The sequence below is a fragment of the Sphingopyxis microcysteis genome, from assembly GCF_012274265.1.
GTDB lineage: Bacteria > Pseudomonadota > Alphaproteobacteria > Sphingomonadales > Sphingomonadaceae > Sphingopyxis > Sphingopyxis microcysteis.
The window spans coordinates 1-17,286 of record NZ_JAANYY010000004.1; the positions used below are offsets into that span (position 1 = coordinate 1).

Here is a 17,286-nt window from a genome sequence, read left to right on the forward strand (position 1 = left end):
TCGGCCGCCTGAAGGACTGGAGACGCGTCGCGACGCGCTACGATCGGTGCCCGAAGGCCTTCTTATCTGCCGTGGCTCTCGCCGCAACCGTCATCTTCTGGCTCTGATCAATGAGTCCTGACCCTAGGCGCTGCGCCGCTCGTACTGAGCGTCGCCCTGGTTTCGGCTCCTGCCTATGCGCAGGACGCCGCAGAAGATGGTACCACGACCGGCGGCGAAATCGTCGTGACCGGTACGCTGATCCGTAACCCCAACCTCGAACAGTCGTCGCCGGTTAACGTCACCACCGAAGACGAAATCCAGCTGCGTCAGGCCACCAGCGCCGAACTGCTGCTGCGTGAAACCCCCGGCATCGTTCCCAACCTCGGTTCGAACGTCAACAACGGTTCGGCGGGTTCGGCGCGCGTCGACCTTCGCGGCCTGGGCGCCAACCGTAACCTCGTCATGCTGAACTCGACCCGCCTCGTGCCGTCGAGCTTCTTCGGCGCGGTCGACCTTAACAACATCCCGGTTGCCCTGGTGGAGCGCGTCGACGTTCTGACCGGCGGCGCATCGACCACCTATGGTGCCGACGCCGTGACCGGTGTCGTCAACTTCATCACCAAGCGCGACTTTGCCGGTATCGACCTTTCGGCGACCCAGCAGATCAGCGAACAGGGCGACGCCAACCTGTTCCGCGCCGACCTGGTGATCGGTGCGAACTTCGACGATGGCCGCGGTAACGCCGTGATCTCGATCGGTTACATCGAAGCCGACAAGCTGCTGTTCGGTTCGCGCGGTTTCGGCCAGTGCGTGCTCAACTCGCTGTCGGGCTTCTGCGGTGGCGACTCGCCGACCGCGACCCCGACCTCGTTCGGCATCACCGGCGTGGCCGGCAACCGCCAGGTCAGCGCCGATGGCCTGAGCCTCGTGCCGCAATATTCGCTGTACAACTTCAACCCGGCGAACATCTACATCACCCCCTACGAACGCTTCAACTTCTACGGTGAAGGTCGTTACGACGTTTCGGACAGCGTGACCGTCTATGGTCGCGGCCTGTTCTCGAAGAACACCGTCAAGACCGAAATCGCGTCGTCGGGTATCTTCGGCGAAGCGCTGACGATCAACGGCAACAACCCCTATCTGCCGGCCGGCATTCGCGACCAGCTTTGCGGCTTTGCCGGTATCGCGCTGGGTGCGGCCTGTAACACCAACGCAGCAATCCCGCTCGGCGCCGTCTATCGTCGCTCGGTGGAACTCGGGCCGCGTCTGTCGGAATATGTCACCAACATCTTCGACATCAAGGCCGGTGCGACCTTCAACATCACCGACAATATCTCGTTCGACATCTACGGTGCCTATGGCGAATCGGAAAACACCGAAACCCGCCGCGGCTACGTTTCGCGTTCGCGCGTTGTCCAGGCGCTGGCTGCCACCAGCACCACCGCCTGTACCAACCCGGCCAACGGCTGCGTCCCGCTGAACCTGTTCGGTCCGGAAGGCAGCATCACCCCGGAAATGGGTGCGTTCATCGGCGGCATCACCAGCTCGATCCAGCAATATGCGTCGCTGGCGCAGGTGCATGGCGTGCTGTCGGGTTCGGCCGGTTTCGGATCGCCGTGGGCGAGCGAAGAAGTGTCGTTCGCGCTTGGCGGCGAATATCGCAAGTATAACGCTGCGCAGCGTCCCGATAACCTTGCACAGGTTCCGGGCGAGCTCGGCGGTGCAGGCGGCGCGGTCCGTCCGTTCTCGGGCGCCTATGACAGCACCGAAGCGTTCGCCGAATTGGTCGTGCCGCTCGTCAGCGACAAGCCCTTCTTCGACGATCTGACGGTCGAAGGCGGCATTCGCTACTCGCGTTACTCGGTCGACGCACCGGGCAACCCGAAGTTCAGCCCGACGAGCTGGAAGGTCGGCGTCAACTGGGCACCGGTCGACGCGCTGAAGTTCCGTGCGAACTATCAAAAGGCCGTTCGTGCACCGAACATCGGCGAATTGTTCGCGCCGCTCAACGTGCAGCTGACCAACCTTGCGACCGACCCCTGCGCCGGCGCAGCGCCGATTGGCAACGCCAATCTGACCGCTGTCTGTCTTGCCCAGGGTGCGCCCGCAGCTTCGATCGGCTTCATCGAGCAGCCGGCCGCAGGTCAGGCGAACGTGACCACCGGTGGCAACCCGAACGTCGGCCCGGAAACGGCGAAGACGTTGACGGTTGGCGCAGTGTTCACGCCGCGCGGCCTGATCCCCGGCCTGACGCTGTCGCTCGACTACTACCGCATCAAGGTTACGGACGCGATCACCGCACCGCTGCCGGGCGACATCATCGCCGCCTGCTTTACCGGTCTGTCGGCCGCTTCGGCGACCAACCCGGCCTGTACGGCTATCCGCCGCAACCCGGCAACGGGTCGCCTCAGCGGTTCGCCGGCGACGACGGGCGGTCTGCCCGCGCCGCTCAGCAACGCGGGTATCCTGTTCACCGACGGTTTCGACCTGATCGCGAACTACAAGCGCGACATCGGTTTTGCTGACCTGACGCTGAACTTCTCGGGCAACCACACCCGCAAGGCGACCTTCCAGGCGTCGGAAACGGTGACCAACTTCCCGAATTGTGCCGGCGTTTACAGCGTGAACTGCGGTATCGCCCAGGGTCAGTTGCAGCCGAAATGGTCGTGGACGATGCGTACCACGCTCGGCTTTGACGGCGTCGATGTGTCGCTGTTGTGGCGCCACATGTCGAGCTTCCGCTCGCAGGCCGGCAACCTCTGCGGCCCGGGCGTCACCGCCAACGGCTGTACCGGGTTCGTGCGCGGCGATGCCACGCGCTTCCCCGACATCGTCGGCCAGCCGATCAACCTGAACCGTATCAAGGCGTATGATTATTTCGACCTGACGACGCGGTTCTCGGTGACCGAGAACTTCGACCTGACGCTGACCGCGTTCAACCTGCTCGACAAGAAGCCGCCGCTTCTTGGCGGCAACGCAGGCACGACCTCGGCCAACAGCGGCAACACCTATCCGTCGACCTACGACGTGATCGGTCGCCGTTACAGCGCCACGGCACGCCTGAAGTTCTAATCGCTTCAGACGCAAATCAGGAAAGGGCGGGTCGCGTGCGGCCCGCCCTTTTCTTTTGTCTGATGGCCAAGCCGGGTGGCGAGGTGCCGACGATGCGCTGCGGATAACCGTCGCGCGCACGTCCGCGATCCTTCCGGCCGTTTTGGCGGGGGTGGCCTAGGGTCTTTCCTGTTCAAATTGATCCGTAGCCCTGAGCTTGTCGAAGGGCGCTTCTCGCCGATAAGCGCCCTTCGACAAGCTCAGGGCTACGGCGACTTGATTCAGCCTGAGCAGGACAGACCCTAGGCACAATATCGAGCGCCATTGGCGCGGCAGCGTCGGTACCGGTGGTTCGGATCGATGTTCGCGTCGATCGCGGTGGCCCGCGTGGCGCTATGTCCCAAGACGGTGGCGGGCCATGATCGCCGGGGCCGCTGGCCGGATGTTTGCGCCGAAACGCTGGGCTATTGGGCGATCAGCGGTGCGCCGAGCGTGGTGTCGATACCAACCGCGTGCGCGACCTCCTGTGCCCACAGGGTGACCTTGGCGATCTCGTCGCCATGCGCGGCGCGGCTCGCGTCATAATCCGCCGCGCGGTCGGCCGCGCTATAGCGCGCGCCGTCCTTCGAATTGCGTTGCAGCGGCCCGGCGAGAATCTGGGCGAGCTCGGCGGGATCGAGGGTCAGGCCGAAATGCGCCGCGGCATGGTGCAGCGCCGCGTCGGGCGCGGCCATGAACGCGGCGCTGTCGAGGGTGCGAACGCGGCCGGGGGCGCCAAGGATCAGGCTGCTGAACAACGACTGCTGGGCCAGCCACGCCATCGCCGCGATCTGCAGATCGGTCTGGCCCAGAAAATCGAGGTCGGTGAAGCCCAACGCCTGAACGCGTCCTTCGGCACGCAACTTCACGAACAATTCGCGCACCCAGCGGCGCCCGTCGAGACCCTTTTTCGCGATCGATGTCAGGAAATCGTCGAGCGGCGCATGCATGACGATCGCGCGCGCTTGCGGCTGGATGACCAGCATGGCCGCCGCCAGCCCGTTGACGACATTCGACGGCTTGACCACCGCCGCCTGATCGCCGGGGAAGGGCCGCCCGAGCAGGCGCAGCGCGTCCGCGAGCAGCGGGCCGATCGCCTCGGGCGGCGCGCCGCGCATCCGCCATCCGACGATATCATTGAGGATGACGGGTTCGCTCAGGCCGCTCGCCAGACCCGGCCGATCGAGGCAGGCGGCGAGCAGCGTCGAGCAACAGAATCCCGAGTGAAAAATGAAATGAACGGGCGCCGTCTGACCGATCGCGCGCGCCTCGTCGCGCGTCATCGAACGAAAATCCCGGCGCGGCAGATGGTCGTCGGTCAGAAAGGGGACGGCGGCGCGCGTTTGCCGATCATAGTCGACGAAGCGGATCGTCCCGGTCGCTTCATCGAACCGGTGCGCCAGCCATTCGGCCCCCAATGCCGCTGGGCTGGCCAGGATGTTGTCGGCCATGATCCGTCTCTAATCCCGCCGCACTTGCGCTCGATTTGAACCTATGATTAGGCGTCACGGTGACAGAGCAAGCCAACAAAGTCCAGCAACACCTGGCCGCCTTCAGCGACGCGCGGCGGCGCGGCGATCGCGGCGCCGAACTGCGCCATCTCGACGCAGCGCTCGCGCTGGCGCCGCACGACCCGCAACTGTTAAACGCGCGCGGGATGCATCATTTGCAGGATCAGAATTGGGACGCGGCGTCGGATCTTTTCAAGCTGGCCGCCGCTGCCGATCCGGGCGAGCCGATCCTGTGGATCAACCTGGCGACGGCGCGGCGCGCGCTGGACGACGTGCCCGGCGAACGCGCCGCGCTCGATCGCGCGCTGGCCGCCGATCGCTTTCAATTCACCGCCCTGTTTCGCAAGGCGGAACTCGAACAGCGCGCCGGGACGGAGGGCGATGCGGTGCTGGCCTGGGCGGCGGTGATCCAGGTCGGTCGTCAGATCAGCAACCCGCCGCAACCCGTGCTCGACGTGATCCGGCAGGGTGAGGCCTTTATGGCTACGCATGCGGGGAAGCTCAGCGATCGTTACGACGCCCTGTTCGGCGCCGATCGCGCCGCCGATCCCGACATGCGCCGGTTCAACCGCTGTCTCGACATCGTCCTGGGGCGCGGCACCACCTATCGCAACGAGTGTCACGGGCTCTATTATCCCTTCCTGCCCGCCGATGAGTTTTTCGACAAGCGGCTGTTCCCCTGGTTTGCCGAGCTGGAGGCCGCGACGGCGGATATCCGCCGCGAGGGGCTGGCGCTGATCGAACAGGGCGGCGAGGATCTGCGTCCCTATGTGCGGATGGAAGAGGGCGCGCCCGAAAGCAAATGGTCGCCGCTCGATCAGTCGCTCGACTGGACCGCCTGTTTCCTGTGGGAATATGGCGTCCCGAACCAGCGCGTTCTGGATCGTTGCCCGGCAACCGCCGCCGCCTTGGCGCGGGCGCCGCTGGCACCGATTCCGGGGAAGGCGCCTTCGGCCTTTTTTTCGATGCTGCGCCCCGGTGCGCATATTCCGCCGCATACCGGGGTCACCAACACGCGCGCGATCATCCACCTGCCGCTCGTCGTGCCGCCGGGCTGCGAATTCCGCGTCGGCGGCGAGACGCGGCAATGGGTCGAGGGCGAGGCGTTTGCGTTCGACGACACGATCGAACATGAAGCGATCAATCGCAGTGACGAGAACCGCCTGGTGCTGATCTTCGACGTGTGGAATCCCCATCTGTCATCGCGCGAACAGGCGTTGCTGGTCGACTTCTTCGCCAGTCAGGCCGGCTGATCGCGTCGCCTGACGATCGGTCGCGGTAGCGCTGCTAAACCCGGTCGAGCGCCGCGATGACCGGCGCCAGTTCGGCGGCATAATTTTGCCATCGCCCCGATGATTGCGCGTGGAGCGCCGATCGCGCCTTCCAATTGCTGGGGGTGCGGATGACCGGTGCGGCGCTGCCTTGCGGGGCGGTGGGGTCGATCGGCGGCAAACCAAACGCGCGCCACGTTGCCGCGAGCACCTGATCGGGGGTCCGGACCAGCTGGTCGTACGAAACGGTGACAACATCGTCGCCAAAGATCGCCCGCCAATGCGCCATCAGCCGACAATGCTGACCGAAATAATGAACGGCATCCTCCAGCCGGTCGCTATAGTTGATCGTGTCGGCAAAGTTCAGGAAATAGATCGACAGGATATTGTCGAGCGCGGCGCGTTCGGTGCACAGGATCCGCGCGTCGGGAAAGAGGGTCTTGATCAGCCCGATATGCAGGAAATTGTCGGGCCGCTTGTCGGTGACATAGCGGGCGCCGGGAAAATTTGCAGCAACCGCGGCCAGATAGGTGTCGCGCAGATCTTTTTTGGCGTCGGCGTCCAAGGATTGCAGCGCCGCGGGGTAGGGCATCAGGCGTTCGTGAACCAGCGCCGGGATCAGCTCCAGCTCGCCGCCGATCCTGACGAACGGATGTCGCCCGAGCAATTGTTCGATCACCGTCGATCCCGAGCGGAACATGCCGCAGATGAACAGCATTTCGGGGCCATCGGTTGTCGGCGGACCTTGCGGGCGCGCGGGAAAAGCCGCGATCAGATCATCGACGAGGCACTCCAGCCGGTCCGGATTGTAGCGGCGCGAAGGCGGCCGTAGCGCCGCGTTGATCCGGTTCGCCTGCGTGATCGCCGCAAAGGCTTCCGGATAACGCCCGGCGGCATCGAGCGCGTTGCCCAAGGCGAAGAAGAGTTCGGCAGCGTCGTCCTGGCTGTCGGCGCCGCTCTGCAACTGGCGCTCAAGGTCGCCGATCGCGGCGGCGGTGTCGCCCCGGTGAACGCGGATCGCCGCGAGGCGCGCGCGGGCGCGGCCATTGCCGGGGGCGCGGTGCAGCACCTCGGCATAGGCGTCCGCCGCCGCTTCGGCGTCGCCGACATCTTCCATCAGACCGCCAAGGTTGAGCCAGGCGGGCAAGAAGCCGGGATTGATCGCCAGCGCGGCGCGCAATTCGGCCGCGGCTTCGTCGGTGCGCTCCATATACTCGGACAGGATGGCGGCGCGGTTGACGTGTACCGCCTCGGCGCCGCCGATCCCCAGGCGCAGCGCTTCGGCATAAGCGCTCAGCGCGTCGGGATAGGCGCGCGTCTGGCGCAGCACATAGCCGAGATTGAACCAGCCGTCGGCGTGATCGGGGCGGAGCACGAGCGCTTGCCGCAGCAGCGCTGCGGCGTCGGCGTGGCGCCCCTGCGCGATGCTTCGCCCTGCCGCAGCGTCAAGCCGCGCCCACTCGTCGTTCACGCCAACCGCTCCTGCGCCGCCCTTATGTCGGCGTCAGTTTCAGCGCGCCGTCGCCTTCGTCGACCTGGATCGTCGAGCCGTCCTTCACTTCGCCTTTCAGGATCAGATCGGCAAGCGGGTCTTGCAGATATTTCTGCACCGCGCGCTTGAGCGGGCGCGCGCCATAGACGGGATCATAACCGACCCGGCCAAGCCAAGCGCGCGCCGCGTCGGTCAGCGCGAGGGTCACCTTGCGGTCGGTCAGCAATTTCTGCACCCGCGCAACCTGAATGTCGACGATACCGCCCATATGTTGCTGCGCCAGCCGGTTGAACAGCACGATCTCGTCGAGCCGGTTCAGGAACTCGGGCCGGAAATGCGCGCGCACGACTTCCATCACCGCGGGTTCGGCCTGTTCGACCGGCGCGTCGTCAGGCAGCGCGGCGATCGCCTGGCTGCCGAGGTTCGACGTCAGGATGATCAGCGTGTTGGTGAAGTCGACCGTGCGCCCCTGCCCATCGGTCAGCCGCCCGTCGTCGAGCACCTGGAGCAGGATGTTGAACACGTCCTGATGCGCCTTCTCGACCTCGTCGAACAGCACCACCTGATAGGGGCGGCGGCGCACCGCTTCGGTGAGCGTGCCGCCCTCCTCATAGCCGACATAGCCCGGAGGCGCGCCGACAAGCCGCGCGACGCTGTGCTTTTCCATGAATTCAGACATGTCGATGCGGACCATCGCATTGTCGTCGTCGAACAGGAAGCGTGCGAGCGCCTTGGTGAGCTCGGTCTTGCCGACGCCCGTGGGGCCGAGGAACAGGAAGCTGCCGAGCGGACGGTGCGGATCCTGCAGGCCCGCGCGCGCGCGGCGCACGGCGGTCGACACGGCGCGCACCGCTTCGTCCTGACCGATCACGCGCTGGGTCAGCGTCGTTTCCATGCCGAGCAATTTTTCGCGCTCGCCTTCCATCATCCGGTCGACGGGGATGCCGGTCCATTTGCTGACCACCGCGGCGATGTCGTCGGCGGTGACTTCCTCGCGCAGCATGGCGTTGCCCGCCGCGGCCTCGGCATCGGCGAGCTGTTTTTCGAGCCCGGGAATGGTGCCATAGCTGAGCTCGCCGGCCTTCGCGAGATCGCCGGCACGCTGCGCCTGCTCGAGCGCCGAACGCGCGGCGTCGAGTTCTTCCTTGATCTTCGCCTCGGCGTGGATCTTGTCCTTTTCGGCCTGCCATTTCTGGGTCAGTTCGGCGGACTGTTGTTCGAGGTTGGCGAGTTCGGCCTGAAGCGTGGCCAGTCGATCCTTCGACGCCGCATCACTTTCCTTGCCGAGCGCCGACTCTTCGATCTTCATCTGGATGATCCGGCGGTCGAGCGTTTCGATTTCCTCCGGCTTCGATTCGACCTCCATGCGAATGCGGCTCGCGGCCTCGTCCATCAGGTCGATCGCCTTGTCGGGCAGGAAACGGTCCGAAATATAGCGGTTCGACAGCGTCGCAGCGGCGACGATCGCGCCGTCGGTGATCCGCACCCCGTGGTGCAGCTCATATTTTTCCTTGAGCCCGCGCAGGATCGAGATCGAATCCTCGACCGTCGGCTCGCCGACGAACACGGGCTGGAAGCGCCGCTGGAGCGCGGGATCCTTTTCGACATGCTTACGATATTCGTCGAGCGTCGTCGCGCCGATGCAATGGAGTTCGCCGCGCGCCAACGCCGGCTTGAGCAGGTTCGACGCGTCCATCGCGCCCTCGCCCTTGCCCGCGCCAACCAGCGTGTGCATTTCGTCGATGAACAGGATGATCTCGCCCTCGGCGGCCTTCACATCGTCGAGCACGCCCTTGAGGCGTTCCTCGAACTCACCGCGATATTTCGCGCCCGCGATCAGCGCGCCCATGTCGAGCGACAGCAGGCGGCGGTCCTTCAGACTGTCGGGAACGTCGCCGTTGACGATGCGCAGCGCCAGCCCCTCGGCGATCGCGGTCTTGCCGACGCCGGGTTCGCCAATCAGCACCGGGTTGTTCTTGGTGCGGCGCGCGAGGATCTGGATCGTGCGGCGGATTTCCTCGTCGCGGCCGATGACCGGGTCGAGCTTGCCTTCGCGCGCAACCTCGGTGAGGTCGCGGGCAAATTTCTTGAGCGCGTCATAGCGGTCTTCGGAGGTCGCCGTGTCGGCGGCGCGGCCGCCGCGCAGCTCGTTGATCGCGCTGTTGAGCGCATCGGTCCTGAGCCCGGCGTCGGCAAACGCTTTGCCGACGGGCGTCGCGGCCGACAGGACCATCGCCAAGAGCAGGCGCTCGACAGTGACATAGCCGTCGCCTGCCTTCGTCGCGACCTGTTCGGCCTGGTCGAGCAGGCGCACCGCGTCATTGTCGAGGCCGGGAGTGGCCTGCGCGCCCGATCCCGACACCGCGGGAACCTTGGCGAGCAGCGCGTCGATGCCCTGCACCGCGCGCGCGGCATCGCCGCCGCTCTTGGTGATCAGGCCCGCGGCCATGCCTTCGCTGTCTTCGAGCAGCGCTTTTGCGATATGCTCGGGGCTGATCCGCTGATGGTTCATGCGGATCGCGATCGTCTGCGCCGCTTGCAGGAAGCCCTTGGCGCGGTCGGTGAATTTTTCGAGGTTCATGGGAAATAAGCCCCTTTCTTGTCCTGCAAGATAGTGTTGCTATTTGGCAACACAAGGGGTTGTTGGCCAGTTCCCATTCGTATCGAGCGAGGTCAAGACGCGCATCGGCAGCGTCCGACTTCGCGGTGTCTCGACTTCGCTCGACACGAACGGGATTGGAGATTGCTATTCCCCGCTGCGCGCCACTTGATCGAGCAGGCGCACGCCAAAGCCGCTCATTCCCTTCGGGACCAGCGGCGATGCCTTGTCGGCCTGGTTCACCCCGGCGATGTCGAGATGCGCCCACGGCGTCGCTTCGTCGACGAAATAGCCGATGACATGCGCGCCGATGCTGGCGCCCGGCCCCTGGCTTGGCGCGATGTTGCGAATGTCGGCGATGTCCGACTTGATCTTTTCGGCATAATTTTTGTGCAGCGGCATCCGCCACACTTCCTCGCCGCTCGCGGTTCCGGCGGCGAGCAGCGCGGCGGCGAGCTTTTCGTCGCGCGCGAACAGCCCGGCATATTGATCGTCGAGTGCGCCGACGATCGCGCCGGTCAGCGTCGCGATATTGACGATCGCGCGCGGCTTGTACGCCTGTGCGACATATTCATTGGCGTCGGCGAGGACGAGGCGCCCTTCGGCGTCGCTGTTGAGCATCTCGATCGTCTTGCCCGACATCGTGCGGGTGACGTCGCCGGGGCGCTGAGCATTGCCGTCGGGCATGTTTTCGGCAAGCGCCGCGACCCCGACGACATGCGCCGAGGCGCGCGACTTGGCGAGCGAGAGGACGGCGCCCATGACCGAGGCGGCGCCCGACATGTCGCCCTTCATGTCCCACATGCCCGCGCCGGGCTTCAGCGAAATGCCGCCCGAATCAAAGGTGATCCCCTTGCCGACAAAAGCCATCGGCGCGGCGGGGGCATTGGCGCCGCGATAGCGCACCAGCATCAGGCGCGAACCGCGCGGGCTGCCCTGGCCAACCCCGACGATCGTCCCCATGCCGAGCTTGCGCATCGCGGCTTCGTCGAGCACCTCGATGCTGACCCCGGCGGTTCCGGCAAAGGCTTCGCGCACCCGGGCGACGAAGCTTTCGGGATAGATGATGTTCGCGGGTTCGTTGGCGAGGTCGCGCGACAGGCGGACGCCATCGACCAGCGGTTTCCAGCGCCCGTTGAAGGCGGCTTCGGCCGCAGCCGGATTGGCGCCCACGACGGTCACGGCGCCGCTCGGCGGTGCCTTTTTGTCGACCGTCTTGTACCGGTCGAAACGATATTGGCCGAGCGCGAAGCCATAAGCGACATCGGCGGCGGACGCATCGCCGAACGCGCCGGCGATCGTCACCGGCTGGGCTTCGCTTTTCAGTTCCTGCGCCGCCTTGCCGCCTGCTTCGGCGAGCGCGAGCGAGGTCGGGGTGGCACCGGTGCCGACCAGCAGGATGCGCGAATAGGTGCCGATCCCGCGCAGGGACAGCGTCGATCCCGCTTTGCCGTCGAAGGTCGCGGCGGCGATCGCGGCGGTCACCGCCTGACGTTCGGCGGCGCCGAGCGCGATCCCGTCGAGCGGCGGCAGCGCCGCGTCGGTCATCGCGATGACGAGCGCGCCGCTTGCCGGGGCGCTCGCCGCAAAGCCGATTGCGCGTTCGGCGCTGTTGCTGGCGGTCGCCGGGATCACGCCCGACCCGGTCACCGTTTGGGCCATAGCGGGCGGGACCAAAGCGAATGAAAGGCACGCGGCAAGAAGCAGGCTTTTGTGATTCATGGAAATTCCCCGTTTGAAGTTATGGCGCCCTGCATAGCCAAGTGGCGCCTGATCGCAAATTCGGCTCGACGAACGACAGTTGCTTGCCATCGGACGACATGGCGGTCAGACAGGCGCGGATCGAGCGCATGAAAAGGACCAGAGATGTTGCGACGGATTTTGCTGGGATTTTTGCTGTTGCTCGTCGTTACCGCCGCGTCGCTGGCGCTATGGGAACCGCTGACTGCCGAAGCGCCCGCCGCACCGGCCTACAAGCCTGCCGACGTCCGCATCGCGCGCGACAAGTTCGGGGTGCCGCATATCTTTGGCAAGACCGACGCCGACGTCGCCTATGGCGTGGCCTATGCGCATGCCGAGGATGATTTTGCGACCTTGCAGGAAGTGCTGGCGATGACGCGCGGGCGCGCGGGGGCGATGCTGGGCGCCGATGGCGCGAAGGTGGATTATGCCGCGGCACTGCTCGACGTGCGCGCGACGACAGTACGCGACTGGCCGCGGCTGCCCGCCGATGTGCGAGCGCTGTTCACCGCCTATGCCGCGGGGCTCAATCATTATGCAGACAAGCATCCGGACGAGGTGCGCTTGTCGGGACTGTTCCCGGTGACCGGCGAGGATGTGGTCGCGGGTTTCGTGCTGCGCTCGCCCTTCTTTTTCGGTCTCGATTCGGTGCTCGGCCAACTGGTCGAGGGCAAGGATATGCACCGCGAGGGCGGACCCGCGCTCGACGCGACGGGGAAGATCGTGCCGCGCGCCGATACGCCGGTCGGCAGCGATCCCGCCAGCAACGGATCGAATGCGATGGCGGTCGCGCCCGCGCGCTCGACCGATGGCGCGACGCGGCTGGTGTCGAATTCGCACCAGCCATGGACGGGCGGCGTCGCCTGGTACGAACTCGTCGTCCATAGCGAGGAAGGCTGGGACTTTGCGGGCGCCAACTTCCCCGGCTCGCCCTATCCGTTCCTTGGGCACAACAAATATCTGGGGTGGACGAACACGGTCAATCGTCCCGACCTGATCGACGTGTACAAGCTGGTGCTCGACGAGAGCGGCGAGCAATATCGCTACGATGGCGCCTGGCGGCCGCTGGAACGGAAGCGCGTCTGGCTGAAGGTCAAATTCGGCCCGTTCGTGCTGCCGGTGCCGCGCACCGTCTATCGATCGATCCACGGCCCCGTGGTCAAGAACGACAAGGGCGCCTTTGCCATTCGCTATGCCGGGATCGACCAGGCGGCGATGGTCACCCAATATTACCGGCTCAACAAGGCAACGGATTTTGCCGCGTGGCGCGCCGCGATGGCGGGGCAGGGCGTCCCCGCGACCAATTTCATCTATGCCGATGCGAAGGGGAATATCGGGCTATTCTATAACGCGATGTTCCCCGAGCGGCCCGACGGGTTCAACTGGCGCGGCATATTGCCGGGCGATCGCTCGGCGGCGCTGTGGACAAAGACACTGCCGTTCGATCGCGTTCCGGCGCTGGTCAATCCACGCTCGGGCTATGTCATGAACGCCAACAACACGCCGTGGGTCGCGGCGGGCCCGGGCGACGAACTCGACGCGGCGGCTTTCTCGCCGCTGCTGGGGGTCGAGGACGATATGACCAATCGCGCGACGCGGTTGATCGAGCTGTTCGAAGCATCGGGGCAGATCGACGAGGCGCGGCTGAAGGCGATCAAATATGACACCGCCTATGCACGGTCGGGTTACGCCAAGGCGTGGATGGACCGGCTGCTCGCGCTGAATGTGAAGGACGATCCGGCGCTGGTCGCGGCGCAGAATTTGCTCCGCCGCTGGGACTGGAACCTCGACGGCAAGGGGAAGGGCGACGCGCTCGCGCTGATGGTGCTGCGCCCCGCGAACGGCAGTCATTACCAGCGCCGCGCCGGTCCCGATCCGCGCACCGTGCTGGCCGAAACGGTGGCGCATTTGCAGGAACATTTCGGCGGGCTCGATCCCAAGCTCGGGACCGTGCTGCGGCTGCGTCACGGCGAAGGCGCGTCGCGGATCGACCTGCCGCTCGACGGCGGCAACGACACGGTCCGCGCCTCGACGCTGTGGGACGCCGAGCCCGACGGGCGGCTGAAAGTGCGCCATGGCGACAGTTTCATCATGTTCGTGACCTGGGACGCGGCGGGCCAGGTGCGCTCGGAATCGATCCAGCCGTTCGGATCGGCGACAACGCGGCCCGAAAGCCCGCATTATAATGATCAGGCGCCGCTGTTCGTGCGGCACCGGCTGAAACCCGTGTTGTTCGATCCGGCGGCGCTGAAGGCCAGCGGGGCGCGCTTCTATCGGCCTTGAAAGCCGCGAAGGGCTGTCCTAAACCCCTGATACAGTGCCGTCCGGCACGCGGTCGCGCGCAGGCGCAAAAACTTCTGCGTTCGTAATCCAAGAGGATGTCCATGCCCCGTTTCCATCGTTTCGCCCTTGCCCTGGCGGCGACCACGTCGCTCGTCGCCGCCGGCCCCGCGTTCGCCAAGTCGAAGGCCGCCGATCCGGCGCCGATCGCCGACCTGGTGAAGGCGGTCGATATTCCGCACGAAGCCTTCACGCTCGACAATGGTCTGCGCGTCATCGTCCACGAGGACCGCAAGGCGCCCGTCGTCGCGGTGTCGGTGTGGTACCGCGTCGGATCGAAGCATGAACCCAAGGGCAAGACGGGCTTTGCGCATCTGTTCGAACATCTGATGTTCAACGGGTCGGAAAATGCACCGAACGACTTTTTCGAACCCTTGCAGCAGGTTGGCGCGACCGATTTCAACGGGACGACCAACGTCGACCGGACCAATTATTTCGAGACGGTTCCGACCGGCGCGCTCGATCTCGCGCTGTTCCTCGAAAGCGACCGCATGGGGCACCTGCTCGGCGCGGTGACGCAGGAAAAGCTCGATAACCAGCGCGGCGTCGTCCAGAACGAAAAGCGACAGGGCGACAACAACCCCTATGGCCTGCTGCGCTACGAGATCTTCGAAAATCTGTTCCCCAAGGGGCATCCCTATCACCACAGCACCATCGGTTCGATGGCCGACCTCAATTCGGCGAGCCTTGACGATGTGAAGAAGTGGTTCACCGACAATTACGGGCCGAACAATGCGGTGCTGGTGCTGGCGGGCGACATCGATGTCGCAACCGCAAAGGCGAAGGTCCAGCAATGGTTCGGCGACATCCCGCGCGGGACTGCGGTTCAGGCGCCCGCCGCGTCGGTGCCGACGCTGCCCGCGCCGCTCGCCAAAGAGGTCAAGGACCTGATCCCGACCCCGCGCGTCTATCGCATGTGGGCCATTCCGGGGCTCAACGACGCCGAAGCGGTGCCGCTGCAGATGGCGACCGCGGTGCTCGGCGGGCTGTCGTCGTCGCGGCTCGACAACGCGATGGTCCGCACCGATCCGGTGGCGGTGAGCGTCGGCGCCTTTGCGCAGACGTTTGAAGATGCGGGCTTGCTGGTCGTCCAGGCCGATGTGAAGCCCGGTACCGATGTCGATACCGTCGGCAAGAAGCTGGACGCGGAAATCGCCAAGTTCCTCGCGAACGGGCCGACCGCCGATGAGCTTCAGCGCGCCGCGGCGAGCTATCTGGGCGGCACGATCGCCGGGCTGGAAGCGGTCGGCGGCTTTGGCGGCAAGGCGGTCGCGCTCGCGGAGGGCGCGCTCTATTCGAACGATCCCGCCTATTACAAGGTCGAGCTTGACCGGATGGCGAAGGCGACGCCCGAACAGGTCGCCGCCGTTGCGCGCAAATGGATGTCGCGCCCGGCCTTTTCGCTGACCTACACCCCCGGCGAACGCACCGAAGGCGGCGAGAATCGCGGCGGCGCGGTGACCGCAGGCAAGCTGACCGAAGCGGTAGCGCCCGATCGCTTCTGGAATCCTGCGCTCGGCGATATCGGTCCCGACACTGGGATCGGCGCGGCGACCTCGATCGCCGACCGGTCGCAGTTTCCTGCGGTCGCCGACCTCACCGCGCTCGATTTTCCGGCAATCGAGCGGGCGACGCTGAAAAACGGCGTCGAGGTCGTCTTCGCGCGCCGTACCACGGTGCCGACGGTCAATGTCGCGGTCAGCTTCGATGCGGGCTATGCCGCCGACCCGCATAGCGCGCTCGGCACCCAGTCGCTGATGCTCAGCCTGATGGATGAAGGCACCACCAGCCTCAACTCGATCGCCTTTGCCGAGGCAAAGGAGCGGCTGGGGGCGCAGATCGATGCGACCGCCAACGCCGATGAAACGGTGTTCAGCCTGTTCGCGCTGAAGCCCAATCTGGGCGCATCGCTGTCGTTGCTCGCCGACTATATCCGCAATCCGGCGTTCGATGCCAAGGAACTCGAGCGTGTGCGGGCGCAGCAACTCAACCGGCTGAAGGCCGAACTCAACAATCCGAATGCGATCGCGGCGCGGCTGATGGCGCCGATGCTGTATGGCGCCGACCATCCCTATGGCATTCCGCCGTCGGGGCTGGGCGACGCGAAGGCGGTCGAGGCGGCGACGCGCGATCAGCTCGCCGCGTTCCACAGCGCCTGGATCCGTCCCGACAACGCGCGCGTGTTCGTCGTTGGCGATACGACGCTGGCCGAAGTGAAGAAACAGCTTGACGCGACGCTGGGCCAGTGGAAGGCGCCGAAAACCGCGAAGCCGGTCAAGAATTTCGACGTCGCAATCCCGGCGCCCAAGCCGCGTATCCTGTTCTTCGACCGCCCCAAATCGCCGCAGTCGATCATTCTGGCGGGCAAGGTGCTCGATGCCAAGGGCGGCGACAGCCTGGAAGTGCTGCGGTCGGCGAACGACATTTTCGGCGGCAATTTCCTGTCGCGCTTCAACACCAATTTGCGCGAGACCAAGGGCTGGTCCTATGGCGTGCGCAGCCGCATTTCGGGTGAGACCGACCGGCTGAGCTGGGTCGCGGTGGCGCCGGTGCAGGCCGACCGCACCGGCGATTCGATCAAGGAACTGCAGAGCGACCTCAAGAGCTTCCTCGCCGACAAGGGCGTGACCAAGGAAGAGCTGGAACGCACGGTCAACGGCAGCGTGCGCGAATTGCCGGGCAGCTTCGAAACCTCGGCCGATGTGCTGGCCGGGTTGCGCAATATCGTGAAATTCGGGCGGCCCGACAATTATTACGAGACGCTGCCCGCGACCTATGAAGCGATGACGGCGGCCGAAATCGATGCCGCGGCGCGTAAGGCGCTGAGCACCGATGATCTCGTCTATGTCGTCGTCGGCGATGCCGCGGTCGTCAAACCGCAGCTTGACGGATTGGGTTTGCCGGTGGAAACAGCGACTCCGATTAACTAACATTGATTTCAGTAAGGAGAGCTTCGATGTCCGTAGATGGCAGCTATGATTGCGTAACCAAGTCGCCGATGGGCGACCAGAAATCGGTGTTCACGGTCAAGAGTGACGGCGACAGCTTCACCGGATCGAACGCCGGCGCCATGGGCGCGCTCGACGTGGAAAATGGCAAGGTCGACGGCAACAAGCTGACCTGGACCATGAACATGAAGGTGCCGATGCCGATGACGCTCGAATGCGAAGCGACGATCGACGGCGACGCGCTCACCGGGACGATCAAGGCCGGTGCGTTCGGATCGATGGCGATGACGGGCACCCGTCAGGGCTGATCTGT

At 65.3% G+C, this 17,286-nt stretch carries 9 protein-coding genes and 1 pseudogene; 6 read left to right on the forward strand and 4 right to left on the reverse strand.

All coding sequences use genetic code 11. The features are described from left to right. A pseudogene (locus G9408_RS11345) lies at positions 1-107 on the forward strand (IS5/IS1182 family transposase); the annotation flags it as partial. A gap of 118 nt (positions 108-225) precedes the next feature. Further along, positions 226-3,054 carry a TonB-dependent receptor domain-containing protein gene (locus G9408_RS11350; protein ID WP_328804447.1) on the forward strand — a complete coding sequence of 943 codons (2,829 nt, stop codon included), beginning with the start codon at positions 226-228 and terminating at the stop codon, positions 3,052-3,054. 443 nt (positions 3,055-3,497) lie between these two features. Here G9408_RS11350 and G9408_RS11355 read toward each other — a convergent pair whose 3' ends face one another. Beyond that, the gene (locus G9408_RS11355) at positions 3,498-4,523 is read right to left on the reverse strand and encodes a hypothetical protein (RefSeq protein WP_168454133.1); all 1,026 of its coding nucleotides are present in this window, start codon (positions 4,521-4,523) and stop codon (positions 3,498-3,500) included. 59 nt (positions 4,524-4,582) lie between these two features. On the opposite strand from G9408_RS11355, the gene G9408_RS11360 reads away from it, so the two are divergent. Beyond that, positions 4,583-5,836 carry an aspartyl/asparaginyl beta-hydroxylase domain-containing protein gene (locus G9408_RS11360; protein ID WP_168454134.1) on the forward strand — a complete coding sequence of 418 codons (1,254 nt, stop codon included), beginning with the start codon at positions 4,583-4,585 and terminating at the stop codon, positions 5,834-5,836. Positions 5,837-5,870: 34 nt separating this feature from the next. Here the strand turns inward: G9408_RS11360 and G9408_RS11365 are convergent, their stop codons facing one another. From G9408_RS11365 to G9408_RS11375, 3 genes are all read right to left on the reverse strand, one after another. After that, positions 5,871-7,325 carry a tetratricopeptide repeat-containing sulfotransferase family protein gene (locus tag G9408_RS11365; protein ID WP_168454135.1) on the reverse strand — a complete coding sequence of 485 codons (1,455 nt, stop codon included), beginning with the start codon at positions 7,323-7,325 and terminating at the stop codon, positions 5,871-5,873. Positions 7,326-7,347: 22 nt separating this feature from the next. Next, on the reverse strand, positions 7,348-9,927 hold the full coding sequence (gene clpB, locus G9408_RS11370; protein ID WP_168454136.1) for an ATP-dependent chaperone ClpB: 2,580 nt from the start codon (positions 9,925-9,927) through the stop codon (positions 7,348-7,350). 165 nt (positions 9,928-10,092) lie between these two features. After that, on the reverse strand, positions 10,093-11,607 hold the full coding sequence (locus G9408_RS11375; RefSeq protein ID WP_235957762.1) for a leucyl aminopeptidase: 1,515 nt from the start codon (positions 11,605-11,607) through the stop codon (positions 10,093-10,095). Between the two features lie 204 nt (positions 11,608-11,811). On the opposite strand from G9408_RS11375, the gene G9408_RS11380 reads away from it, so the two are divergent. The 3 genes from G9408_RS11380 to G9408_RS11390 all read left to right on the forward strand — a co-directional run bounded on the left by G9408_RS11380 (position 11,812) and on the right by G9408_RS11390 (position 17,281). Continuing rightward, the gene (locus G9408_RS11380) at positions 11,812-13,968 is read left to right on the forward strand and encodes an acylase (RefSeq protein WP_210423352.1); all 2,157 of its coding nucleotides are present in this window, start codon (positions 11,812-11,814) and stop codon (positions 13,966-13,968) included. A 101-nt stretch (positions 13,969-14,069) separates the two neighbouring features. Next, positions 14,070-16,955, forward strand: a complete 2,886-nt coding sequence (locus G9408_RS11385; protein WP_168454138.1) for a M16 family metallopeptidase — start codon at positions 14,070-14,072, stop codon at positions 16,953-16,955. Between the two features lie 26 nt (positions 16,956-16,981). After that, positions 16,982-17,281, forward strand: a complete 300-nt coding sequence (locus tag G9408_RS11390) for a hypothetical protein (RefSeq protein WP_120217485.1) — start codon at positions 16,982-16,984, stop codon at positions 17,279-17,281. The last annotated feature ends 5 nt before the right edge of the window (positions 17,282-17,286 follow it).